A 22,466-nucleotide genomic window follows, 5' to 3' on the forward strand; every position below is an offset into this window, starting at 1 on the left:
AGCCGAATAACGCTATCAGAGAACAGGAGATCAGCATGACCGAACAAGCCCCAGCTTTCAAGCCAAAGAAATCCGTCGCCCTGTCGGGTGTCGCCGCCGGTAACACCGCACTGTGCTCGGTCGGCAAGTCGGGCAACGACCTGCACTACCGCGGCTACGACATCCTCGATGTCGCCACCTCCTGCGAATTCGAAGAAATCGCCTACCTGCTGGTGCACGGCAAGCTGCCGACCGCCGCCGAACTGAAGGGCTACAAGGCCAAGCTGAAGTCCTTGCGCGGCCTGCCGCAGGCGGTGCGCCTGGCGCTCGAAGCGCTGCCGGCCGCCAGCCACCCGATGGACGTGATGCGTACCGGCGTCTCGGCGCTGGGCTGCGCGCTGCCGGAAAAGGAAGACCACAACATCGCCGGCGCGCGCGACATCGCGGATCGCCTGATGGCCTCGTTCGGCTCGATGCTGCTGTACTGGTACCACTTCAGCCATAACGGCAAGCGCATCGACACCGAGACCGACGACGACTCGATCGGCGGCCACTTCCTGCACCTGCTGCACGGCCACGCGCCGAAGGAAGAGTGGGTGCGCGCGATGCACACCTCGCTGATCCTGTATGCCGAGCACGAGTTCAACGCCTCGACCTTCACGGCGCGCGTGATCGCCGGCACCGGCTCCGACATGCACTCGGCCATCACCGGCGCGATCGGCGCGCTGCGCGGCCCGAAGCACGGCGGCGCCAACGAAGTCGCGCTGGACATCCAGAAGCGCTACGAGAACGCCGACGAAGCCGAAGCCGACATCCGCAATCGCGTGGCCAATAAAGAGGTCGTGATCGGCTTCGGCCACCCCGTGTACACCATCTCCGACCCCCGTAACGTGGTCATCAAGGAGGTGGCGCGTTCGCTGTCCGAGAGCGCCGGCTCGATGAAGATGTTCGACATCGCCGAGCGCCTCGAATCGGTCATGTGGGAAGTCAAGAAGATGTTCCCGAACCTCGACTGGTTCTCGGCAGTCTCGTACCACATGATGGGCGTGCCGACCGCCATGTTCACCCCGCTGTTCGTCATCTCGCGCACCTCGGGCTGGGCCGCGCACATCATCGAGCAGCGCATCGACAACAAGATCATCCGCCCGAGCGCGAACTACGTCGGTCCGGAAGACCTGCAATTCGTGCCCATCGAAGAGCGCAAATAAGTTACCGAGCCTGAAATGAACAACGCATACCGCAAACCCCTGCACGGCACTGTCCTGCATTATTTCGACGCGCGCGAAGCGGTCGACAGCATCGAGCCGGGCGCTTACGACAAGCTGCCCTACACCTCGCGCGTGCTGGCCGAAAACCTGGTGCGCCGCTGCGAGCCGATGGCGCTGGTGCCTTCGCTGAAGCAGCTCATCGAACGCAAGCGCGACCTCGACTTCCCGTGGTTCCCGGCGCGCGTGGTCTGCCACGACATCCTGGGCCAGACGGCGCTGGTCGACCTGGCCGGCCTGCGCGACGCCATCGCGCAAGAGGGCGGCAACCCGGCCCTCGTCAATCCGGTGGTGCCGACCCAGCTGGTGGTCGACCACTCGCTGGCCGTCGAGTGCGGCGGCTTCGATCCGGACGCGTTCGAGAAGAACCGCGCCATCGAGGACCGCCGCAACGAAGACCGCTTCCACTTCATCGACTGGACCAAGAAAGCCTTCCAGAACGTCGACGTGATCCCGCCGGGGAACGGCATCTTGCACCAGATCAACCTGGAGCGCATGAGCCCCGTGGTGCAGGTCAAGGACGGCGTCGCCTTCCCGGACACCCTGGTCGGCACCGACTCGCACACGCCGATGGTCGATGCGCTGGGCGTGATCGCGATCGGCGTCGGCGGCCTGGAAGCCGAAAGCGTCATGCTGGGCCGCGCTTCCTACATGCGCCTGCCGGACATCGTCGGCGTCGAGCTGACCGGCAAACCGCAGCCCGGCATCACCGCCACCGACGTGGTGCTGGCGCTGACCGAGTTCCTGCGCGCCTCGAAAGTGGTGTCGACTTACCTGGAGTTCTACGGCGAGGGCGCGGCCAACCTGACCCTGGGCGACCGCGCGACCATCTCCAACATGGCGCCGGAATTCGGCGCGACCGCCGCGATGTTCTACATCGACGAGCAGACCATCAAGTACCTGAAGCTCACCGGCCGCGAAGACGACACCGTGAAGCTGGTCGAGCTGTACGCGAAGGAGACCGGGCTCTGGGCCGACGCGCTCAAGACCGCCGAGTACGAGCACGTGCTGCGCTTCGACCTCTCGACTGTCGTGCGCAACATCGCCGGCCCGTCCAACCCGCACAAGCGCGTGCCGACCTCGGAACTGGCCGCGCGCGGCATCTCGGGCGTGGTCGAAAACGAGCCGGGCAAGATGCCCGACGGCGCCGTCATCATCGCGGCGATCACCAGCTGCACCAACACGAACAATCCGCGCAACATGATTGCCGCCGGCCTGCTGGCGCGCAACGCCAACCAGCGCGGGCTGCTGCGTAAACCCTGGGTGAAATCCTCGCTGGCGCCGGGCTCGAAAGCCGTCTCGCTCTACCTGGAAGAAGCGGACCTGATGCCGGAACTGGAAAAGCTGGGCTTCGGCGTCGTCGCCTTTGCCTGCACGACCTGCAACGGCATGAGCGGCGCGCTCGACCCTGTCATCCAGCAGGAAATCATCGAGCGCGACCTGTACGCGACCGCCGTCCTGTCGGGCAACCGCAACTTCGACGGCCGCATCCACCCCTACGCGAAGCAGGCCTTCCTGGCTTCGCCGCCGCTGGTGATCGCCTACGCGATCGCCGGCACGATCCGCTTCGACATCGAGAAGGACGTGCTGGGCGTCGACGCGCAGGGGAACGCCGTGAAGCTGGCCGACATCTGGCCGAGCGACGAGGAGATCGACGCCGTCATCGAACGGAGCGTCAAGCCCGAGCAGTTCCGCAAGGTCTACACGCCGATGTTCGCGCGCGTGGCCGACGATGGAGAAGCGGTGTCGCCGCTGTACGACTGGCGCCCCATGAGCACCTACATCCGCCGCCCGCCGTACTGGGAAGGCGCGCTGGCCGGCGAGCGTAGCCTGTCGGGCATGCGCGCGCTGGCCGTCCTGGGCGACAACATCACCACCGACCACCTGTCGCCCTCGAACGCGATCATGCTCGACTCGGCCGCCGGCGAATACCTGGCGAAGATGGGCCTGCCGGAGGAAGACTTCAATTCGTATGCCACCCACCGCGGCGACCACTTGACGGCGCAGCGCGCCACCTTCGCGAACCCGACCCTGAAGAACGAGATGGTGCGCAATCCCGACGGCAGCGTGCGCGCCGGGTCGTTGGCGCGGATCGAGCCCGAAGGGCAGGTGACGCGCATGTGGGAAGCCATCGAGACCTACATGGAGCGCAAGCAGCCTTTGATCGTGATTGCCGGCGCCGACTACGGCCAGGGCTCCTCGCGCGACTGGGCGGCGAAGGGCGTGCGCCTGGCCGGCGTGGAAGCGATCGTCGCCGAAGGCTTCGAGCGTATCCACAGGACCAACCTGGTGGGCATGGGCGTGCTGCCGCTGGAGTTCATGCCTGGCGTGAACCGCCTGACGCTGGGCATCGACGGCACCGAGACCTTCGATGTGATCGGCGAGCGCACCCCGCGCGCGACCCTGACGCTGGTGATCAACCGGCGCGATGGCCAGCGCGTCGAGGTGCCGGTCACCTGCCGCCTCGATACGGCGGAAGAGGTGTCGATCTACGAGGCCGGCGGCGTGCTGCAGCGCTTCGCGCAGGACTTCCTGGCCTCGTCGAAAGTCGCGGCGTAACCGTAGGGTGGACGGGTTTCCCGTCCACGCGTTCAAGTGTCGTATGCCAGCCGCACCGTGGTGTGCACGATTGCGTTGAACGCGTGGACGGCGGAGCCGTCCACCCTACGTCCTTTCGGCTCACCAATTGGACAACCACATGCCACACACTCCCCAAATCAAAATCCCCGCCACCTACATGCGTGGCGGCACCTCGAAAGGCGTGTTCTTCCGCCTCGACGACCTGCCCGAAGCCGCCCGCGTTCCGGGCACGGCGCGCGACAAGCTGCTGCTGCGCGTGATCGGCAGCCCCGACCCCTACGGCAAGCAGATCGACGGCATGGGCGGCGCCACCTCGAGCACCAGCAAGGCCGTGATCGTCTCGAAGAGCACGCGCCCCGGACATGACGTCGACTACCTGTTCGGCCAGGTCTCGATCGACAAGCCTTTCGTGGACTGGAGCGGCAACTGCGGCAACCTGTCGTCGGCGGTCGGCTCGTTCGCGATCGGCGCCGGCCTGGTCGAGCGCGAGCGCATCCCGCAGGACGGCATCGTGACCGTGCGCATCTGGCAGGCCAACATCAGTAAAACCATCGTCGCCCATGTGCCCGTGACGAACGGCGAGGTGCAGGAAACGGGCGACTTCGAACTCGATGGCGTGACCTTCCCGGCGGCCGAAGTGCAGCTCGAATTCATGGATCCGGCTGCCGACGAGGAGGGCGCCGGGGGCTCGATGTTCCCGACCGGGAAGCTGGTCGACGAACTCGAGGTGCCTGGCCTGGGCACGATCCCGGCGACCATGATCAACGCCGGCATCCCGACCATTTTCGTGAATGCCGAAGACATCGGCTATACGGGCACCGAACTGCAGGACGCCATCAACGGCGACCCGCGCGCGCTGGCGCTGTTCGAGACCATCCGCGCCCACGGCGCGCTGCGCATGGGCCTGATCAAGGATGTCAAGGAGGCCGCGAGCCGCCAGCACACGCCGAAGGTCGCCTTCGTTGCGCGTCCGCTAGCCTACACTTCGTCGAGCGGCAAGCCGGTCGCGGCCGGCGAGATCGACCTGCTGGTGCGCGCCATGTCGATGGGCAAACTGCACCACGCGATGATGGGCACGGCGGCGGTGGCGATCGGCACCGCGGCAGCCGTGCCGGGCACCCTGGTCAATCTCGCGGCCGGCGGCGGCCAGCCCGCCGCGGTACGTTTCGGCCATCCTTCGGGCACCCTGCGCGTCGGCGCCGAAGCGATCGAGGCGAACGGCGAATGGAGCGTCACCAAGGCCGTCATGAGCCGCAGCGCGCGCGTGCTGATGGAAGGCTGGGTGCGGGTGCCGGGCGACACGTTCTGAGCGCTTCGCAAGCCGCAAGGCAAACGGAAGGCAAGGGAAGCCTGGCGGACGCGCAACGCGCGGCCGCCAGGCTTCTTTTTTTGTCATGACATGGTAGAGATTCCGCCTCCGCTGGTTTATCATCCAGCAACATTTAGCGGCCCGCATCGAGGCTGCATGCCAGGGGACTGCGGGAAACAATGGATAGAATTGCGTGCAAGCCGGCCTGCGTGGCCGATGCGCTGGACCTCATTGCGGGCGCCGCCTGCGCCGTCGATGCCTCGGGCGTCGTGTTCGCGGCCAACGGCGCGATGTGCGCGCTGGCCGGCGGCTCGCCCGAGGGCCGTTCGCTGCTCGAGCTGTTCAGCGGCGCGGCGGCGCGCATCGCCATGGCCGAACTGCGGCGCGCCATGCGCACCGAACGCTGCTGGCATACCCAACTGAGCCGGCCGGGCGCGCCGGGCCTGGACATCGCCGTCCAGATCCGCTCCAAGCCGCTGCCGCCCGGCGCGGGCGCGCCGGGCGCCACCTTCGTCTTCACCGACGTCAGCGAATACGAGCGCGGCCAGCAGGCGCTGCGCACCGCCATGGGCCAGCAGAAGGCGATCTTCGACAACGCCCCGGTCGGCATCGTCTTCACCAAGCCGGGCCTGCTCAAGGAGTGCAACCCGCGCTTGTCGAGCATGATCGGCTACAGCGTCGAGGAACTGGCCGACCGCAATCCGGGCGAGATGTTCGCTTCGCCGCTCGACTACCAGGTATTCAAGGACGAGGCGCTGGAGGCGCTGTCGCGCGACGGCATCTACGAAAAGGCCGAGTGCCGCTTCCGGCGCCGCGACGGCTCGCGCTTCTGGGCGCGGGTGCGCGCCAGCGCGGTGGTGCCGGGCCGGCGCGAAGCGGGCACGATCTGGATCATCGAGGACGTGAGCGAAACGCGCCACGCGCGGCGCGAACTGCAGGCACTGATGAACAACGCCTCGCTCGCGATCATGTTTACGCGCAAGCAGCGCGTGCGGCGCTGGAACGCGGGTTTCCTCGACATGTTCGGCTATGCCGGCGAGCAGGCGGAGGGCCTGATGGTGCAGGCCCTGCACCCGAGCATCGGCGACTTCGAACGCATCGCCGCCGAAGCCTACCCGCTGTTCGCCCAGGGACGTGCCTACCAGGGCGAGGCCGAATTGATGCGCCGCGACGGCACCCCGATCTGGGCCAAGATCATCGGTTATGCCGTCAATCCCGAAGAGCTGTCGCATGGCTACGTATGGATCGTCGAGGACCGCACCCGCCAGAAGCGCGACGAGCAGTCGCTGCGCGTGGCGCTGCTGGAGAACCAGGCCATCCTCGACACGGCCGTGCTCGGCATCGCCGTCGTCGAGCAGGGCCGCACGCTGCACTGCAACCGCAAGATGGAGGAGCTGTTCGGTTACGAGCCCGGCGGCTGCCGCGGCGCCAGCGTGCGCTCGCTCTACCAGGACGCCCAGGGCTGGCTGGCCGCGCGCCGCGAGACCGCGCGCGACTTCGCCGCCGGCCGCGTCAGCGTCGGCGAGCACCTGCTGGTGCGGCGCGACGGCGCCACCTTCTGGGGCCGGCTGTCGGGCCGTCCCTTCGACCTGGCCGACCCGGGCGGGCGCAGCCTGTGGCTGGTCGACGACGTGACGGCCCAGCGCGAGGCGGCCGAGGCGGTGCGCCGCGCGCGCGACGAGCTCGAGGTGCGCGTGGCCGAGCGCACGGCCGAGCTGGCCGGCGCCAACGCCCTGCTGCAGGAAGAGATCCTGGAGCGGCGCCAGGCCGAGGCGCGCGTGCACCACATGGCCTACCACGACAGCCTGACCGGCCTGCCGAACCGCGCGCTGCTGGCCGACCGCCTCGAGCGCGCGATCCTGGCCGCGCAGCGCGCCGACGGCAAGCTGGCCATCATGTTCCTCGACCTCGACCGCTTCAAGAACATCAACGATTCGCTCGGCCACGCGACGGGCGATCACCTGCTGCGCGAAGTGGCGGGGCGCCTGTGCCGCGCGGTGCGCGCCAGCGACACGGTGGCCCGCCTCGGCGGCGACGAATTCGTGGTGCTGGTACCGGGCGTGCATGCGCTCGAGGAATGCAGCGCGATCGGCGACAAGATCATCGAGGCGCTGGCCTCGCCCGTGCCCTTCGAAGGCCATCACCTGCACATCTCGCCCTCGATCGGCATCTGCATCTATCCGGACGACGGCAGCGACGTCGAGACCCTGATGCGCAATGCCGACGCGGCGATGTACCAGGCCAAGGCCGCCGGCCGCAACAACTACCAGTTCTTCACCCAGCGCATGAACGGCGCGGCGGCGCGCCACTTCGAGCTCGAATCGAACCTGCGCCAGGCGCTGGCGAACGGCGAGTTCGAACCCTTCTACCAGCCGATCATGGACATCGCGACCGGCCGCGTGCATGCGCTTGAAGTGCTGCTGCGCTGGCGCAAGCCGACGCCGGGCGGGGCGGGGGAAACCGGGTCGGTGCTGGTGCTGCCGGACGACTTCATCCCGGTGCTGGAAGAGAACGGGATGATCGTGCCGGTCGGCGAATGGGTGATCCGGCGCGCCTGCGAGCAGAGCATGGCCTGGCAGCGCGCCGGCCTGGCGCCGGTGCCGCTGGCGATCAACCTGTCGGCGCGCCAGTTCATGCACAAGGCGCTGGTCGCCTCGATCCGGCGCATCGTCGACGAAACCGGCATCGATCCGGCGCTGGTCGAATTCGAGATCACCGAGACCGCGCTGATGCAGCACGGCGAGCAGACGCTCGACATCCTCGGCCAGATCAACCGCATGGGCATGCGCCTGTCGATCGACGATTTCGGCACCGGCTACTCGAGCCTGGCCTACCTGAAGCGCTTCCCGGTCAGGAAGATCAAGATTGACCGCACCTTCGTGCGCGAGCTGGTGGCCAGCAGCGAGGACCAGGCGATCGTCGCGGCCGTGATGGCGCTGGCCAACAGCCTGCAGCTGCAGGTCGTGGCCGAGGGCGTGGAGACCGAGGAGCAACTGGCCCTGCTGCGCGGCTACGGCTGCCAGTACGTGCAGGGCTGGCTGTTCGCGCGCGCGCTCGACAGCGCGGGGACCCGGACGCTGCTGCTCGAGGGCGAGCGCAAGGCGGGCTGCGCTTGAGACATACGCGTAGGGTGGGCGGGTCTCCCGCCCACGCGTCCAACAGGTTTCAGAGCATGCGCGACGTCGCTACGGCCGCCTGAACGCGTGCGCGGCGAAGCCGCCCACCCTACGCCAACGTGGCAATCACCGGCGTGTGATCCGACGGCTGCTCCCAGGTACGCGGCTCGCGGTCGATCACGCAGCCCGTGCAGCGCTTGGCCAGCTCGGCCGAGAGCAGGATATGGTCGATGCGCAGGCCGCGGTTGCGGCGGAAGCCCATCATGCGGTAATCCCACCAGCTGTACTGTTTTTCGGGCTGCTCGAACATGCGGAACGAGTCGACCAGGCCCAGGCCGCCGAGCGCGACCATCGCAGCGCGTTCGCGCTCGGAACAGTGGATCTTGCCCTCCCATTCGACCGGATCGTGCACGTCGCGGTCTTCCGGCGCGATGTTGTAGTCGCCGAGCAGGGCCAGCTGCGGGTGGCGCGCCAGTTCCTCGCCGAGCCAGTCGTGCAGGGCGGTGAGCCAGGCCATCTTGTAGACATACTTGTCCGAGTCGACCGCCTGGCCGTTCGGGATATAGGCGCAGACGAAGCGCACGCCTTCGATCGTGGCGGCGATGATGCGCTGCTGTGCGTCTTCGAAACGGGGATTGTTTTTCACGACATCGTGAATCGGGTGGCGCGACAGGATGGCCACGCCGTTATAGGTTTTCTGGCCAGTAAACGCGACCTGATAACCGGCTGCATTGATTTCCTCGATAGGAAATTTATCGTCGGTAAGTTTCGTTTCTTGGAGGCAGAGGACGTCAACCGGATTGGTGTCCAGCCAGCGCAATAAATGCGGCAGGCGCACTTTTAGCGAATTAACATTCCAAGTTGCTATTTTCATGTAGGCAGGTCTAAGTGAATGCGCGGCGGACCTTCCGCCACGGCGCGTGCGCAGTATCGATCCTCGTCACGATTCCTGCAACCGGATAAGACTGTGCGCAAATGGCACACATTCGCTGTTCATTTGCTGAAATTGCAAGCGAAGTGCATAAAAAGCAAGTGAGTGGTTTAAAATATATTGCCATGACGCTCGCAATTTAGTGTGGCGAAAGGTGAGAGTTACGGTGTAGCATGTCACATTCTGTGAATATTACCCAAAGGTAATATTCAGTTGTATTCGGATAACTTGCAGGGTAGTATTTCGTTCCAAAAGGCATTCCACCAGCCGACGCACGATTGAGTTCATTCGTGCAAGGGTCTCTGCGGTGAAATGGTACTATGGCGAAATATTGCTGTTTTTATAGCGAATATCCGTACCCACATGAAAAGGACAGAGATGCGCAGTGCATTTGAAGCATGGGCCCAGCGCGATGGCCACATTGTTCGTCGCCGTGAGGACAAGCCCGAGGAATACCTCGTCTACGAAACCCAGCGCCGCTGGGTGATCTGGCAGGCCGCCCTGGCGCATGGCGCCAAGACGGCAGCCGAGACGCCGTCGAAGTTTGCGGGCGACACCGCCGTCAAGCCCGTTCAGCCGGACGAGGCAGCCGTACGCAACCGCGTGCTCAATGAAGTGCTGGACGCATTCAGTGAGCTCGACGAGACCGCCGGCATCGAAGGCGTGCTGAAGGTGATCCAGGGCCTGAAGAAGAAGCAGAAAGCCACGGCCGAGCAGGCTTGAGGGGCTGGGCTTGATACAGTACCGGCACTATAAAGGCGGCCTGTACGAGCTGGTCTGCGAGGCCACGCTCGAGGCCGACCTGACGCCGATGATCATCTACCGCGCCGCCGACGGCTCGATCTGGGCGCGGCCGAAGTCGGTGTTCTTCGAACTGATCGAGGTGGAGGGTGTGCTGGTGCCGCGCTTTGCGCCGGTGTCGTAGTCACACTGCGTGAAATTAAATTTCACAAATTAACGGCACGTGAAAGAATATTTCACGCGCCGTTTTTCGTTCGGGCGCCGCAGGAGCGTCGGCGATAAAAAACGGGCCGCTTTCGCGGCCCGTTCTCATGTCCCGCTACCGGTTTAGACCCGGTTCATCAGGAAGGTCGTCAGCAGCGGCACCGGACGGCCGGTCGCGCCTTTTTGCGCGCCGCTCTTCCAGGCGGTGCCGGCGATGTCCAGGTGGGCCCAGGTGTAGTTGCGGGTGAAGTTCTCGAGGAAGCAGGCCGCCGTGATCGAGGCGCCGCCCGGGGTGCCGATGTTGGCAAGGTCGGCGAAGTTCGACTTGAGCTGCTCGTTGTAGATCTCGCCGATCGGCAGGCGCCAGGCGCCGTCGCCGGTCTGCTTGCCGGCGTCGAGCAGTTCGTCGGCCAGCGCGTCGTGGGCGGCGTCGTGGCGGGTGAACAGGCCGCTGTTGTGGTGGCCCAGCGAGACGATGCAGGCGCCCGTCAGGGTCGCGATGTCGACCACGGCGGCCGGCTTGAAGCGCTCGGCGTAGGTGAGGGCGTCGCACAGGACCAGGCGGCCTTCGGCGTCGGTGTTGAGGATCTCGATGGTCAGGCCGCTCATGGCGGTGACGATGTCGCCCGGCTTGGTGGCGCGGCCCGACGGCATGTTTTCGCAGGCGGCGACGATGCCGATGACGTTCAGCTTGAGGTTCATCTCGCCGATCGCGCGGAAGGTGCCCAGCACCGAGCCGGCGCCGCACATGTCGTACTTCATTTCGTCCATCGCCGGACCCGGCTTGATCGAGATGCCGCCCGAGTCGAAGGTGATGCCCTTGCCGACCAGGACCACCGGCGCGTCCTTCTTGTTGCCGCCCATGTGCTTGAGGACGATGAACTTCGGCGCTTCCTCGCTGCCCTTGGCCACGGCCAGGAAGGAACCCATCTTCAGGGCTTCGAGCTGCTTGCGCTCGAGGACTTCGACGTCGAAACCGAAATCGTCGCCGAGTTTGCGCGCGACGTTGGCCAGGTAGGTCGGGGTGCAGATGTTCGGCGACAGGTTGCCCAGTTCCTTGGTCAGGTTCATGCCGTTGGCGATCGCGATCGCCTGTGCCAGCGTGGACTTGGCTTCGGCGTTTGCCAGCGGCACGGCCAGGGTGATCTTGCGCACGCCGGTGGCGCTTGGCTCCTTCTTGCTCTTTTGCGCGTCGGTGCGGAATTCGCTCTCGGTGGCGGCAACGACGATGGCGCGCACGGCCCAGTCAGGCGTGCGCTCTTTCACTTCGGTGGTCGGAAATGCGATAATGGCATCCGCCGCGCCCAGCGACGCGAATGCTTTCAGCGTCGCGCCGACCGCGGTATTGAAACTCTTCTCGCCCACCGCCTCGTCGGCGCCCATCCCGACCAGCAGCACGCGTGCCGCGGCCACACCGGCCACGCCGCGCAGCAGCAGCGTCGAACCGGCCTTGCCGGTGATGTCGCCCGACTTCAGTGCCGCAGTGATTTCGCCGGTTTGATCGAGGGCTTTCGCAGCCTGCGACAGTTTTTTGTTTTCGAACACCGCCACTGCGACACAGCCGGTTTTGGCCGTGGCCAGGGTGTTTTTTGTGTCGAATGCTTTTATGCTAAAGTCCATTTGATTCTCCGTTTCGTATTGTGCAGGCATCGTGCGCGCCTTATGCGCGCAGTGTTACCTGAGCTGCTCAACCTGCAATTATAACTATCGAATGATTTTCCAACGCTCCCTGCTTCGAGAACTGGCCAGCGCAGCCGGGGCAACCTTCACGGTCTTGTTCACGGTGACCGTCACCTGGACCCTGATCGCCATCCTGGGCAGGGCCGCCGGCGGGCGTGTCGCATCCGGCGACGTCGTCGCATTGATTGCGTTTCAATCATTGAATTATCTGCCAACTGTCCTGATTCTCACCAGTTTTATTTCGGTGCTGGTCGCCATCACGCGCAGCTACCGCGATTCCGAAATGGTCGTCTGGTTCGCCTCGGGCCAGTCGCTGCTGGCCTGGATCCGTCCCGTGCTCACCTTCGGCCTGCCGCTGGTGCTGCTGGTGGGGGCGGTGTCGCTGGTGGTCGCGCCCTGGGCCAAGATGAAAAGCGCGGAGTTCATCCAGCGCTTCGAGAAGCGCGAAGACCTCAAGCGCGTGGCGCCCGGCCAGTTCCGCGAGTCCTCCTCGGCCGACCGCGTCTTCTTCGTCGAAGGCAGCACCAATGGCTCGACCGTCGTGCAGAACGTGTTCGTCAATTCCGACGACGGCAAGGGCCGCAAGTCGATCGTCGTCGCGCGCGAAGGCGTGATCGAAGCGGACGGCAAGGGCGGCCAGTACCTGGTGCTGACAAACGGCCGGCGCTACCAGGGCGTGCCCGGCCAGGCCGATTTCCAGTCGATGGAGTTCGAGCGCTACAGCATGCGCGTGGCGACCACGGTGCCGGTGCTCGGCACCGACGTGCCGCTCGACGCCCAATCGACGCCGACCCTGCTCGCGGTTAAAAACCAGTACACGCGCTCGGAGCTGCTCTCGCGCATCTCGCAGCCGATCGTCTGCCTGGTGCTGATCCTGCTGGCGATTCCGCTGGGTTTCGTGAACCCGCGCGCCGGCAGTTCCGCCAACCTGATCCTGGCCCTGCTGATCTTCTTTACCTACAATAACCTGGTCAAGATGGTCGAAGCCAGCGTCAAGCAGGAGAAGGTCGATTTCGCGCTCGCCTGGTGGCCGCTGCACCTGGCCGTGGCCCTGATCGTGGTCGGCCTGTTCGCCTGGCGCCTGAACGTGAACCACCATTACCACCCGCTGGTCCTGATCAACGCCTGGAAGCGCCGCCGCCTGCAGCGCAAGACCCATGGCGCCATGGTGGAGAGCCGATGAAAGTGCAGGAATGAAGGTACTACAACGTTATTTTGCGATCAACATCACGCAGGCTGTCGTCTTCGTACTGTTCGCCTTCCTCGGCCTGATCGCCTTCATGGACCTGACGCGCGAGCTGCCCCAGGTCGGCAAGGGCAATTACATGTTCCAGCACGCGCTGCTGTACGTGGCGCTGATGCTGCCAGGGCACGTGTACGAGGTCATGCCGGTCGCGGCCCTGATCGGCACCATCTATGCGATGGCGCAGTTCGCGCAGACCTCCGAGTTCACGATCATGCGCGCCTCCTCGATGTCGACGCGCATGGCCGGCTGGATGCTGTTCAAGATCGGCATCGTGTTCGTGATCATCACCTTCATCTTCGGCGAGCTGATCACGCCGCGCACGGCGCCGCTGGCCGAGAAGGTGCGCCTGTCGGCCAAGGGCGCCACGCTCGCTTCCGAATTCCGCTCGGGGATGTGGACCAAGGATAACGTGCATGCGGAAGGGGCCAACGGCGTGCGCGGCCCGATCGTCGGCTCGCGCTTCTTCAACGCGCGCCAGATCCGCCCGGACGGTTCGCTGGTCGATGTGCGCCTCTACGAATTCGACAACGCGCTGCGCATGCGCGCCCTGATCACGGCGCAAAGCGCCACCTTCAGCGGCAACAGCACCTGGCGCCTGAACGACGTCACCGAAACCCTGTTTTCCAACAGCCGCGTGCTGCCCGAGCCGGGGACGCCGGTTCCGAAAGGGCAAAGCATCCAGAGCACCTACGGCCAGGAGACCAGCGCGGTCGCCACGCGCAAGGTCGCCAGCCTGGACCTGGTCTCCGAGATCACGCCCAAGATCCTGCAGGTGTCGCGCCGCGATCCGGAGCGCATGTCGGCCAACGAACTGGCCGTCTATTCGCGCCACCTGGCCGAGAACCGCCAGGAGAGCGAGCGCTTCAAGATCGCGTTCTGGAAAAAGCTGATCGATCCGCTGGCGATCTTCGTCCTGATGGCCCTGGCGCTGCCCTTCGCCTACCTGCACACCCGCAGCGGCGGCGTCAGCCTGAAGATTTTCATCGGCATCATGATCGGCGTGGGCTTCATCCTGATCAATTCGCTGTTCGCCCACCTCGGCCTGCTCTCGACCTGGCCCGCCTTCTTCACGGCGGTGGCGCCGAGCCTCTTGTTCCTGCTGCTTGCCATCGGCGCGCTGCGCTGGGTGGAGCGACACTGATGGAGACCGCCATGAAGCGCGCCCTGGTCCTGTTCGCGCACGGCGCCCGCGCCGCTTCCTGGGCCGCGCCCTTCGAGCGCCTGCGCGACGCGACCCGTGCGCGGCTGCCGCAGGTGGAGGTCAGGCTGGCCTTCCTCGAATTGATGGAGCCGCGCCTGCCGGAGACGGTCGCGGCCCTGGTGGCCGATGGCGTAGAAGCGGTGACGGTCGTCCCGGTGTTTTTGGGGCAGGGCGGCCACCTGCTGCGCGACCTGCCGCTGCTGGCCGAAGGCCTGCGCGCCGCGCACCCGGGCCTGCGCGTGGAGGTCGTGGGCGCGGTCGGGGAAGATCCGGCCGTGCTGGCCGCGATGACGGATTACTGCGTGCGCTCGCTCGCGTAGGGTGGGCGGCTCGGCCTGAAGGTCTGCGATCACGCTGCCCGAATGCCGCCCGCGCGTTCGACGCACGGACGATCATTCGCGGCAGTGCATGTGACGCTTGAACGCGTGGGCGGCGTCAGTGCCGCGTGAACGCACCCCGCCGGGTGGAGCCGTCCACCTACGCCAGGTCCGACGCGTCGTGGCGCTCGGCGACCTGCTCCTCCGGCTTGCCGCGCACGCGGTTGACCTTGCGGCCGCGGATCACCGCCGGACGGGCCGCGACTTCGTCGGCCCAGCGCCGCACGTTTTTATACTCGTGCACCGACAGGAATTCGCCCGCGTCGTACAGCTCGCCCAGCACGAGGCCGCCATACCAGGGCCAGATCGCCATGTCGGCGATCGTGTACTCGTCGCCCGCCACGAAGCGATGGGTGGCCAGCTGGCGCTCGAGCACGTCGAGCTGGCGTTTCGCTTCCATCGCATAGCGGTTGATCGGGTATTCGTATTTCTCGGGGGCGTAGGCGTAGAAGTGGCCGAAACCGCCGCCGACGAAAGGCGCCGATCCCATCTGCCAGAACAGCCAGTTGAGCGTCTCGGTGCGCGCCGCGACCTCTTTCGGCAGGAAGGCGCCGAACTTTTCGGCCAGGTAGACCAGGATCGAACCGGATTCGAACACGCGCACGGGCGGCGTCACGCTGCGGTCCATCAGCGCCGGGATCTTCGAGTTCGGGTTGACGTCCACGAAGCCGCTGGAGAATTGCGCGCCCTCGTTGATGCGGATGAGCCAGGCGTCGTATTCCGCGCCCTGGTGGCCGGCGGCGAGCAGTTCCTCCAGCATGATCGTCACCTTCACGCCGTTCGGCGTGGCCAGCGAATACAGTTGCAGCGGGTGCTTGCCGACCGGGAGTTCGGCCTCGTGGGTCGGGCCGGCAACGGGGCGGTTGATGTTGGCAAACGTGCCACCGGATTCGGCCGGGGCCCAGACCTTGGGCGGCACGTAGGGTTGGTCGGACATGAAGATCTCCTCGAATGCGAAGTGGTAACGGGTAGTCCTGCGCAGCACCAGGCCGGGGGCGTGATGTCGGCATGGCATGTCTTGCGAGCTTACCCGACTCCATCCGATCGCGCTTGGCGCGTCCCGGTTTCGGCCAGCGCGCCAGGCACGTCCCATCAGCGCCGCAGACCAATAACGCCCTGCCAACAAACGCGGCGAACACGCCACGGATTGTTCCGAATCATGCGCGCGGGTCGCTCAGCCGTTTGACAGCCCCTGCGTTGTCGAACACACTGCTCGGGCACTTCCGGCCGCGTCCGGCCAACCCAACCGACAGGTGCGCCTTCATGCTCCCATCCTTCCTGAGACAGATCGTTGCCAAGCTCCTGCGCGCGCGTGCCGGCGAGGCGCCATTCTGGGACGGGGTCCGGCTGCCCGGCGGGCTGTTCGCGCAGACCCGCTGCGCGCGCCACATCGAGGCCACCGCGCGCCGCATCGGGGCGATGGGCATGAAAATCGCCACCCTCTCGAAGCGCCTGAGCGCCGGCAGCATACCCGGCATGGTCGACGCCGACCGCAGCCTGCGCCGGATGCTGTGCGAACTGAAGGACGACCTGGCCGGCATGCGGCGCGACCTGGCGCTCTGGCGCACCCGCGAATGCCGCGGCCGCGCCGGCGCCCGGCTGGAACAGGCGATCGCGCAGCTGAACCGCATCGCGGCCGAGACCCATGCGGCCGCCGACCGATTGGTCAGGCAAATCGAGGAATACGACAGCGCCCGCTCAGCCTGAGCGGGCAAGGTGCTCAGGCGCTGCGGCGCAGTTCCGGCGCGCGAGCGCCGTCCACCGGCTGGTGTTCGCGCAGGCGCAAGGCTTCGCCGATCATCACGAGCACCGGCCCGTGCGCCGTGCCCAGCCCCCGTGCCAGGTCGGCCAGGGTCAGGCGCTCGATGCGTTCGTCCGGCCGGCTGCAATTCTCGACCACCACCACCGGCGTGTCGGCGCGCCGCCCTTGCGCCAGCAGGCGCTCGGCGGTGGCCGCGGCTTCGCGTCCGCCCATGTACTGGACCATCGTGTCGGTGTGGGGCAGGGCGGGATGCTCCGGCTGGTCCGGTCCCGTGCTCGAGGTGAAGAAAGCGACGCTGCGCGCGACGCCGCGCTTGGTGAGCGGTTGCCTGGTGGCCGCCGCGGCGGCGACGGCGGTGGTGATGCCGGGGACGACCTCGACCTCGATGCCCTCGGCCTCCAGCGCGCGCAGTTCTTCGTCGGCGCGGCCGAACAGCATCGGGTCGCCGCCCTTCAGGCGCACGACGGTGGAAAACCGGGAGGCGCAATCGACCAGCAGGGCATTGATCGCATCCTGGGCGGTGGAGCGCTGGCCGGAGCGCTTGCCGACCGAGATCAGCTCGGCCCCGGCGCACAGCGCCAGCATGTCGGGCGTCACCAGCGCGTCGTAGAGCACGACGTCGGCTTGCGCCAGCAGGCGCGCGCCGCGCACGGTGATCAGGTCGGCGGCACCGGGGCCGGCGCCGACCAGGTACACCTTGCCTGTCGCCGTCATCTTCGCCGCCATCGGGTTGCTCCTGTTATTCGCTCAGGCGAATCATACCCGCGGCGACGGTCTGGTGCGTGACTTCGTCGATCAGGATGAAGGCGCCGGTGGCGCGGATGTCGGCATAGGCGTCGGCCACCAGCGGCTGCTGCACCGTCAGGTGGATGCGCGCGATGTCGTTCAGCTTCAGGCCCGCGCCCTGGTCCTCGACCGCGTGGCGTACCTGGGTGTTGATGTCGAGCAGGGTGTCGACCTTGGTCACCTTGGCACCGGTCTGGCGCGTGCCGTGCTTGATCCAGTACTTGCGGCGCAGGTCGAGCGGCTCGTCCGACATCCAGCAGACGTCGGCCACCACCTGCCTCAAGAGCTTCGCCGGGGCCGCGGCACCGGCCAGGGTGTCGCCGCGCGAGATGTCCAGGTACTCGTCGAGCAGCAGCGTGACCGACTGGCCGGCGGCGGCCGTGTCGAGCGGGCCGTCGAAGGTAAGGATCTCTTTCACCGTCGCCCCCTGGCCCGAAGGCTGCACCACCAGCTTGTCGCCGACCGCGACGCTGCCCGACTCGATGCGGCCCATGTAGCCGCGGAAGTCGTTCGCCTCGTGACCGTTGTGGCGGGCGACCAGCTGCACCGGGAAGCGGAACGGCGCATCGTGCGCTTCGTCGTAGACCGAGATGCTTTCCAACAGGTCGATCAGGGTCGGACCCGTGTACCAGTCCATGTTCTCGGAGCGCTCGACGACGTTGTCGCCGGCCAGGGCCGACAGCGGGATCGCGGTGACGTCCTTCAGGCCCAGCGACGCGGCGAATTCCCGGTAGGCGGCGACGATGCGCTCGTACACGGCCTGGTCGTACCCGATCAGGTCCATCTTGTTGACGGCAACGATCACGTGCTCGATCTGGAGCAGGTGGGCGATGGTCGAGTGGCGCTTGGTCTGGATTAAGAGGTCCACTCCGCCGTCCTCGCGCAGCTTCACTTTCGACACGTCGACCAGGATGATCACGGCGTCCGCGGTCGAGGCGCCGGTCACCATGTTGCGGGTGTACTGCTCGTGGCCCGGGGTGTCGGCGATGATGAACTTGCGCTTCGGGGTCGCGAAGTAGCGGTAGGCCACGTCGATCGTGATGCCTTGCTCGCGCTCGGCTTCCAGGCCGTCGGTCAGCAGCGACAGGTCGATCGTGTCGCCCACGGTGCGCTTGTGCTTCGAGCGCGACACGGCGGCCAGCTGGTCCGCGAAGATGCCCTTGCTGTCGTACAGCAGGCGGCCGATCAGCGTGCTCTTGCCGTCGTCGACGGAACCGGCGGTGATGAAGCGCAGGAGACTGTGCTGGGTCAGTTTATCGTTCAGGGCGTTCATCAGAAATATCCTTGCTTCTTGCGTTTTTCCATCGAGGCTTCCGAGGTCTGGTCGTCCATCCTGGTCGCACCGCGTTCGGTCACTTGCGTGACGGCCGTCTCGGCGATGATCGCCTCGACCGTGCTTGCGCTGGAGGACACCGGGCAGGTGCAGGAGATGTCGCCGACGGTACGGAAACGGACGGTCTGCGTTTCGACGGTCTCGCCTTCGCGTGCCGGGGTCAGCGGGGTCAGCGGCACCAGCAGGCCGTTGCGCGGGATCACCTGGCGCTGGTGCGCAAAATAGATAGGCGGCAGGGCCAGCTTTTCGCGGGCGATGTACTGCCACACGTCGAGTTCGGTCCAGTTCGAGATCGGGAACACGCGCATGTTTTCGCCCGGATGCACGCGGGTGTTATACAGGTCCCACAGTTCCGGGCGCTGGGCCTTCGGGTCCCACTGGCCGAATTCGTCGCGGAAGGAAAAGATGCGCTCCTTGGCGCGTGCCTTTTCTTCGTCGCGGCGGGCGCCGCCGATGCAGGCGTCGAAACCGTGTTCGGCGATCGTCTCGAGCAGGGTCACGGCCTGGGCCGCGTTGCGCGAGTCGGTGGCCGGGTTGCGCAGGCGCACGGTCCCTTTTTTGATCGAGTCCTCGACCGAGCCCACGATCAGGCGCTCACCGAGCTCGGCCACGCGCGCGTCGCGGAAGGCGATCACTTCGTCGAAATTGTGCCCGGTGTCGATGTGCACCAGCGGGAAGGGAAATTTGCCGGGGCGGAAAGCCTTCTCGGCCAGGCGCAGCAGCACGACCGAGTCCTTGCCGCCCGAGAACAGCAGGGCAGGGTTGCTGCATTCCGCCGCCACTTCGCGCAGGATGTGGATCGCTTCGGATTCGAGCGCGTCGAGGTGGCGCGCGTTGACGTCGGCGAGGACGTTATGGGTGTCGGAAAGGTTCGTCATGAAGTGCCTTGTATTCTTGATGGCTCAGGCCACGGATTTAATGCGGATCAGCTTGCCGTCGACCACGTGCAGGCCGCACTCTTTCGATTCGGGGTTTTCCCACCACCAGCGCCCGGCCCGCACGTCTTCGCCCGGTTGCACCGCGCGGGTGCAGGGCTCGCAGCCGATCGAGGGATAGCCGCGGTCGTGCAGCGCGTTGTAGGGCACGCCATTGGCACGGATGTATTCCCAGACGTTCTCCTCCGACCAGTCGGCCAGCGGATTGAACTTGACCATGCCATGTGCCGGGTCGTCTTCCTGCACCGAGAGGTCCGAGCGCGTGGCAGACTGGGCGCGGCGCTGGCCCGTGATCCAGGCGCGGTTGCCGGCCAGCGCGCGGCCGAGCGGCTCGACCTTGCGCACGCGGCAGCATTCGCGGCGCATGTCGATGCTGTCGTAGAAGGCGTTCAGGCCGTTCTGGGCGACATAGGCGTCCACCGCCTCCGTTTGCGGGCGGAACAGGGTGATGTCGTGGCCGTAACGTGCCTTGACGGCGTCGAGCACGGCCAGGGTTTCCTCGTGCAGGCGGCCCGTCTCCAGCGAGAAGATGCCGATCGGCAGCTTCGCCTTCAGGATCAGGTCCGTCAGCACCATGTCCTCGGCTGCCAGGCTCGAGGCGAACACGCTTGGGGTGAACTCGGCGGCGATGCGCGCGAGGATGGCTTCGGTTTCACGGACGCGGATGGCGAGGTCGCTCATGCTCGTTGCCTCAGATCCCGGCGCCGGTATCAAGGTGCTCCGGCGGAATGTCGCGTTCCTTGCGGCGGAACAGCGGCAGCGGCTGGTCGACCGAGGCCTGGTAGGTTTCGGAGAACACGGTCAGGCCCTTCAATGCGTCGTGGATCGAGCGGTCCTGGCGCGTGGCGTAGGCATTGAAGCCGACGCGCGACATCGAAAACAACTGGTCGCGCAGCACGTCGCCGATGGCGCGCAGTTCGCCCGTATAGCCGAGGCGGCGCCGCACGTTGTAGGCGATCGAATAGCCGCGACCGTCGCTGAACTTCGGGAAGTCGACTGCAATCACCTGGAAGCGGCTTGAGTCGCCCTTGAGCTGCTCGAAGCGTTCGTCGGCGGCGATCCACACGCCCAGTTCGGGCCGTTGCGACAAGGTTTCTTTTTGCGCCAGCCAGACCGTCAGCGGCACGATGACCTTGCCTTCCGGGACGACGGTGGTCTCGGCAGCCTCGCCCTCGGCCAGGCGCAGCACGCTCCAGTCGTCAGGCACGACTTCGCGGCCGCGGATAATTTCTTTATGTGCTTCAAGCATGGTCTTCCCCAACCAGTTCGCCTGCCGAGATCGGCGTGGCATACACGTGTTCCTTGAATGGCGCGATACCGAGGCGCTGCGCGGTGTCGACGAAACGCTCGCCTTCGAAGCGCTGTCCGACATAGACCTGCAACAGGCGGTCGATCACTTCCGGCATCTGGGTGCCCGAGAACGAGGGGCCGATGATCTTGCCGATGGCCGCGTTATTGCCCTGGGCGCCGCCGATCGACACCTGGTACCACTCGCTGCCGTCCTTGTCGACGCCGAGCACGCCGATGGAGCCGACGTGGTGGTGGCCGCAGGCATTGATGCAGCCCGAGATGTTCAGTTCGATGTCGCCGATGTCGTGCTGGAAATCGAGATTGTCGAAACGTTCGGCAATGGCGGCCGCGATCGGGATCGACTTCGCGTTCGCCAGCGAGCAGAAATCGCCGCCCGGGCAGGAGATGATGTCGGTCAGCAAACCGATGTTCGGGGTCGCCAGGCCTTTCGACTTGGCCAGGGTCCAGACCTCGAACAGGTCCGACTGCTTGACGTCCGCCAGCACCAGGTTTTGCTCGTGGGTCACGCGCAGTTCGCCGAAGCTGAACTTGTCGGCCAGATCGGCCACGAAGTCCATCTGCTCGGCGGTCGCGTCGCCCGGCGGCACGCCGGTTTTCTTCAGCGACAGCACGACCGAGGCGTAGCCCGGCACCTTGTGCGGCTTGACGTTGCGCTGCAGCCAGTTCGCGAAGGGCTTGCTGTCCGCGTGCGCGGCCAGCGGGTCGATGGCGGGCAGGGTCTCGTAGGCGGGCGCTTCGAAGTACGCCGCCACGCGGTCGTACTCTTCGCGGGTCAGGGTTTCCGGGCCGTCCTTCAGGTCTTGCCACTCTTCCTCGACCAGGCGCGCGAATTCCTCCACGCCGAGCGACTTCAGCAGGATCTTGATGCGGGCCTTGTACTTGTTGTCGCGGCGGCCATACGAGTTATAGACGCGCATCACGGCTTCGGTATAGGTCAGCAGGTGCTGCCATGGCAGGAAGTCGCGGATCACGCTGCCGATGATCGGGGTGCGGCCCATGCCGCCGCCGGCCATGAACTTGAAGCCGGCCTCGCCCGCCTCGTTGTGGACCAGGGTCAGGCCGATGTCGTGGATGGCGATCGCGGCGCGGTCTTCGACGGCGCCGTTGATCGCCACCTTGAACTTGCGCGGCAAGGCGATGAACTCGGGGTGGAAGGTGCTCCACTGGCGCAGGATCTCGGCGAAGGGGCGCGGGTCCATGATCTCATCGGCAGCCACGCCGGCGAACTCGTCGGTCGTGATGTTGCGGATGCAATTGCCCGAGGTTTGGATCGCGTGCATTTCGACCGAGGCCAGGTCAAGCAGGATGTCCGGCGTCTGCTCCAGCTCGATCCAGTTGAACTGGATGTTCTGGCGCGTCGTGAAGTGGCCGTAGCCGCGGTCGTACTTGCGCGCGATGTGGGCGAACATCCGCATTTGTTGGGTGTTCAGCAGGCCGTAGGGCACGGCGATGCGCAGCATGTAGGCATGGCGCTGCATGTACAGGCCGTTCTGCAGGCGCAGCGGCAGGAACTCTTCTTCGGTCAGCTCGTCGTTCAGGCGGCGCGCCACCTGGTCGCGGTACTGGGCGATGCGCTCGCGAACGATGAGATGGTCGTACTGGTCATACTTGTACATATTCGTAATCCTGTAAGGGCGGGTTGTTGTAAACCCTCTAAGCTAAGTCCGATGGTAATGGCTGGGAGCTTTATTCCAAACTACTGACAATTTA

General features: G+C 65.9%; 19 protein-coding genes. 10 read left to right on the plus strand and 9 right to left on the minus strand.

Going from position 1 to position 22,466, the window contains the following annotated elements:
* The first annotated feature begins 35 nt into the window (after positions 1-35).
* The 4 genes from prpC to ACFPAH_RS21395 all read left to right on the plus strand — a co-directional run bounded on the left by prpC (position 36) and on the right by ACFPAH_RS21395 (position 8,249).
* The gene (prpC, locus tag ACFPAH_RS21380) at positions 36-1,187 is read left to right on the plus strand and encodes a bifunctional 2-methylcitrate synthase/citrate synthase (RefSeq protein WP_379749386.1); all 1,152 of its coding nucleotides are present in this window, start codon (positions 36-38) and stop codon (positions 1,185-1,187) included.
* Between the two features lie 15 nt (positions 1,188-1,202).
* The gene (gene acnD, locus ACFPAH_RS21385; RefSeq protein ID WP_379749388.1) at positions 1,203-3,803 is read left to right on the plus strand and encodes a Fe/S-dependent 2-methylisocitrate dehydratase AcnD; all 2,601 of its coding nucleotides are present in this window, start codon (positions 1,203-1,205) and stop codon (positions 3,801-3,803) included.
* 139 nt (positions 3,804-3,942) lie between these two features.
* Entirely contained in the window at positions 3,943-5,133 is a 1,191-nt protein-coding gene (gene prpF, locus ACFPAH_RS21390) for a 2-methylaconitate cis-trans isomerase PrpF (RefSeq protein ID WP_379749390.1), read from the plus strand.
* Between the two features lie 179 nt (positions 5,134-5,312).
* The gene (locus tag ACFPAH_RS21395; RefSeq protein ID WP_379749392.1) at positions 5,313-8,249 is read left to right on the plus strand and encodes an EAL domain-containing protein; all 2,937 of its coding nucleotides are present in this window, start codon (positions 5,313-5,315) and stop codon (positions 8,247-8,249) included.
* A gap of 109 nt (positions 8,250-8,358) precedes the next feature.
* On the opposite strand, the gene xth is transcribed toward ACFPAH_RS21395, so the two are convergent.
* Entirely contained in the window at positions 8,359-9,123 is a 765-nt protein-coding gene (gene xth, locus ACFPAH_RS21400) for an exodeoxyribonuclease III (RefSeq protein WP_379749394.1), read from the minus strand.
* A 435-nt stretch (positions 9,124-9,558) separates the two neighbouring features.
* On the opposite strand from xth, the gene ACFPAH_RS21405 reads away from it, so the two are divergent.
* Entirely contained in the window at positions 9,559-9,903 is a 345-nt protein-coding gene (locus ACFPAH_RS21405; protein WP_379749396.1) for a hypothetical protein, read from the plus strand.
* A 13-nt stretch (positions 9,904-9,916) separates the two neighbouring features.
* The gene (locus tag ACFPAH_RS21410; RefSeq protein ID WP_379749572.1) at positions 9,917-10,105 is read left to right on the plus strand and encodes a DUF1653 domain-containing protein; all 189 of its coding nucleotides are present in this window, start codon (positions 9,917-9,919) and stop codon (positions 10,103-10,105) included.
* 143 nt (positions 10,106-10,248) lie between these two features.
* Here ACFPAH_RS21410 and ACFPAH_RS21415 read toward each other — a convergent pair whose 3' ends face one another.
* The gene (locus tag ACFPAH_RS21415) at positions 10,249-11,745 is read right to left on the minus strand and encodes a leucyl aminopeptidase (protein WP_379749398.1); all 1,497 of its coding nucleotides are present in this window, start codon (positions 11,743-11,745) and stop codon (positions 10,249-10,251) included.
* A 91-nt stretch (positions 11,746-11,836) separates the two neighbouring features.
* On the opposite strand from ACFPAH_RS21415, the gene lptF reads away from it, so the two are divergent.
* The 3 genes from lptF to ACFPAH_RS21430 are packed head-to-tail and all read left to right on the plus strand — an operon-like array spanning position 11,837 to position 14,572.
* Complete coding sequence (lptF, locus tag ACFPAH_RS21420) at positions 11,837-12,988, plus strand: LPS export ABC transporter permease LptF (RefSeq protein WP_379749400.1); 1,152 nt, start codon at positions 11,837-11,839, stop codon at positions 12,986-12,988.
* A 10-nt stretch (positions 12,989-12,998) separates the two neighbouring features.
* Positions 12,999-14,192 carry an LPS export ABC transporter permease LptG gene (gene lptG / locus ACFPAH_RS21425; protein WP_379749402.1) on the plus strand — a complete coding sequence of 398 codons (1,194 nt, stop codon included), beginning with the start codon at positions 12,999-13,001 and terminating at the stop codon, positions 14,190-14,192.
* An 11-nt stretch (positions 14,193-14,203) separates the two neighbouring features.
* Entirely contained in the window at positions 14,204-14,572 is a 369-nt protein-coding gene (locus ACFPAH_RS21430) for a sirohydrochlorin chelatase (RefSeq protein WP_379749404.1), read from the plus strand.
* Between the two features lie 157 nt (positions 14,573-14,729).
* On the opposite strand, the gene yghU is transcribed toward ACFPAH_RS21430, so the two are convergent.
* Complete coding sequence (yghU, locus tag ACFPAH_RS21435; RefSeq protein ID WP_379749406.1) at positions 14,730-15,566, minus strand: glutathione-dependent disulfide-bond oxidoreductase; 837 nt, start codon at positions 15,564-15,566, stop codon at positions 14,730-14,732.
* Between the two features lie 326 nt (positions 15,567-15,892).
* Here yghU and ACFPAH_RS21440 point away from each other — a divergent pair, with 326 nt between their 5' ends.
* Positions 15,893-16,336 carry a hypothetical protein gene (locus tag ACFPAH_RS21440; protein WP_379749408.1) on the plus strand — a complete coding sequence of 148 codons (444 nt, stop codon included), beginning with the start codon at positions 15,893-15,895 and terminating at the stop codon, positions 16,334-16,336.
* Positions 16,337-16,349: 13 nt separating this feature from the next.
* Here the strand turns inward: ACFPAH_RS21440 and cobA are convergent, their stop codons facing one another.
* Genes cobA through ACFPAH_RS21470 form a run of 6 tightly spaced genes read right to left on the minus strand, consistent with a single transcriptional unit; the run spans position 16,350 to position 22,372 of the window.
* On the minus strand, positions 16,350-17,105 hold the full coding sequence (gene cobA / locus ACFPAH_RS21445) for a uroporphyrinogen-III C-methyltransferase (RefSeq protein ID WP_379749574.1): 756 nt from the start codon (positions 17,103-17,105) through the stop codon (positions 16,350-16,352).
* A gap of 25 nt (positions 17,106-17,130) precedes the next feature.
* On the minus strand, positions 17,131-18,450 hold the full coding sequence (locus ACFPAH_RS21450) for a sulfate adenylyltransferase subunit 1 (protein ID WP_379749410.1): 1,320 nt from the start codon (positions 18,448-18,450) through the stop codon (positions 17,131-17,133).
* Positions 18,450-19,388, minus strand: coding sequence for a sulfate adenylyltransferase subunit CysD (cysD, locus tag ACFPAH_RS21455; protein ID WP_379749412.1), 939 nt, complete (start codon positions 19,386-19,388; stop codon positions 18,450-18,452). The genes ACFPAH_RS21450 and cysD overlap by 1 nt, the downstream gene beginning before the upstream one ends.
* 24 nt (positions 19,389-19,412) lie before the next feature.
* On the minus strand, positions 19,413-20,126 hold the full coding sequence (locus ACFPAH_RS21460) for a phosphoadenylyl-sulfate reductase (RefSeq protein ID WP_379749414.1): 714 nt from the start codon (positions 20,124-20,126) through the stop codon (positions 19,413-19,415).
* A 10-nt stretch (positions 20,127-20,136) separates the two neighbouring features.
* On the minus strand, positions 20,137-20,694 hold the full coding sequence (locus ACFPAH_RS21465; protein WP_379749416.1) for a DUF934 domain-containing protein: 558 nt from the start codon (positions 20,692-20,694) through the stop codon (positions 20,137-20,139).
* Positions 20,687-22,372, minus strand: a complete 1,686-nt coding sequence (locus tag ACFPAH_RS21470; protein ID WP_379749418.1) for a nitrite/sulfite reductase — start codon at positions 22,370-22,372, stop codon at positions 20,687-20,689. The genes ACFPAH_RS21465 and ACFPAH_RS21470 overlap by 8 nt, the downstream gene beginning before the upstream one ends.
* Between the last annotated feature and the right edge of the window lie 94 nt (positions 22,373-22,466).

Source organism: Massilia sp. GCM10023247 (assembly GCF_042653325.1).
Taxonomy (GTDB): Bacteria; Pseudomonadota; Gammaproteobacteria; order Burkholderiales; family Burkholderiaceae_D; genus Telluria.

Bases quoted from the DNA above. Each gene is read 5' to 3' on its own strand.
- prpC (WP_379749386.1), top strand. From the start codon at position 36: ATGACCGAACAAGCCCCAGCTTTCAAGCCAAAGAAATCCGTCGCCCTG.
- xth (WP_379749394.1), bottom strand. From the start codon at position 9,123: ATGAAAATAGCAACTTGGAATGTTAATTCGCTAAAAGTGCGCCTGCCG.
- ACFPAH_RS21440 (WP_379749408.1), top strand. From the start codon at position 15,893: ATGCTCCCATCCTTCCTGAGACAGATCGTTGCCAAGCTCCTGCGCGCG.
- ACFPAH_RS21470 (WP_379749418.1), bottom strand. From the start codon at position 22,372: ATGTACAAGTATGACCAGTACGACCATCTCATCGTTCGCGAGCGCATC.
- ACFPAH_RS21395 (WP_379749392.1), top strand. From the start codon at position 5,313: ATGGATAGAATTGCGTGCAAGCCGGCCTGCGTGGCCGATGCGCTGGAC.
- prpF (WP_379749390.1), top strand. From the start codon at position 3,943: ATGCCACACACTCCCCAAATCAAAATCCCCGCCACCTACATGCGTGGC.
- ACFPAH_RS21460 (WP_379749414.1), bottom strand. From the start codon at position 20,126: ATGAGCGACCTCGCCATCCGCGTCCGTGAAACCGAAGCCATCCTCGCG.
- ACFPAH_RS21465 (WP_379749416.1), bottom strand. From the start codon at position 20,694: ATGCTTGAAGCACATAAAGAAATTATCCGCGGCCGCGAAGTCGTGCCT.
- lptF (WP_379749400.1), top strand. From the start codon at position 11,837: ATGATTTTCCAACGCTCCCTGCTTCGAGAACTGGCCAGCGCAGCCGGG.
- cobA (WP_379749574.1), bottom strand. From the start codon at position 17,105: ATGACGGCGACAGGCAAGGTGTACCTGGTCGGCGCCGGCCCCGGTGCC.
- ACFPAH_RS21405 (WP_379749396.1), top strand. From the start codon at position 9,559: ATGCGCAGTGCATTTGAAGCATGGGCCCAGCGCGATGGCCACATTGTT.
- ACFPAH_RS21430 (WP_379749404.1), top strand. From the start codon at position 14,204: ATGAAGCGCGCCCTGGTCCTGTTCGCGCACGGCGCCCGCGCCGCTTCC.
- ACFPAH_RS21415 (WP_379749398.1), bottom strand. From the start codon at position 11,745: ATGGACTTTAGCATAAAAGCATTCGACACAAAAAACACCCTGGCCACG.
- cysD (WP_379749412.1), bottom strand. From the start codon at position 19,388: ATGACGAACCTTTCCGACACCCATAACGTCCTCGCCGACGTCAACGCG.
- ACFPAH_RS21450 (WP_379749410.1), bottom strand. From the start codon at position 18,450: ATGAACGCCCTGAACGATAAACTGACCCAGCACAGTCTCCTGCGCTTC.
- yghU (WP_379749406.1), bottom strand. From the start codon at position 15,566: ATGTCCGACCAACCCTACGTGCCGCCCAAGGTCTGGGCCCCGGCCGAA.
- lptG (WP_379749402.1), top strand. From the start codon at position 12,999: ATGAAGGTACTACAACGTTATTTTGCGATCAACATCACGCAGGCTGTC.
- acnD (WP_379749388.1), top strand. From the start codon at position 1,203: ATGAACAACGCATACCGCAAACCCCTGCACGGCACTGTCCTGCATTAT.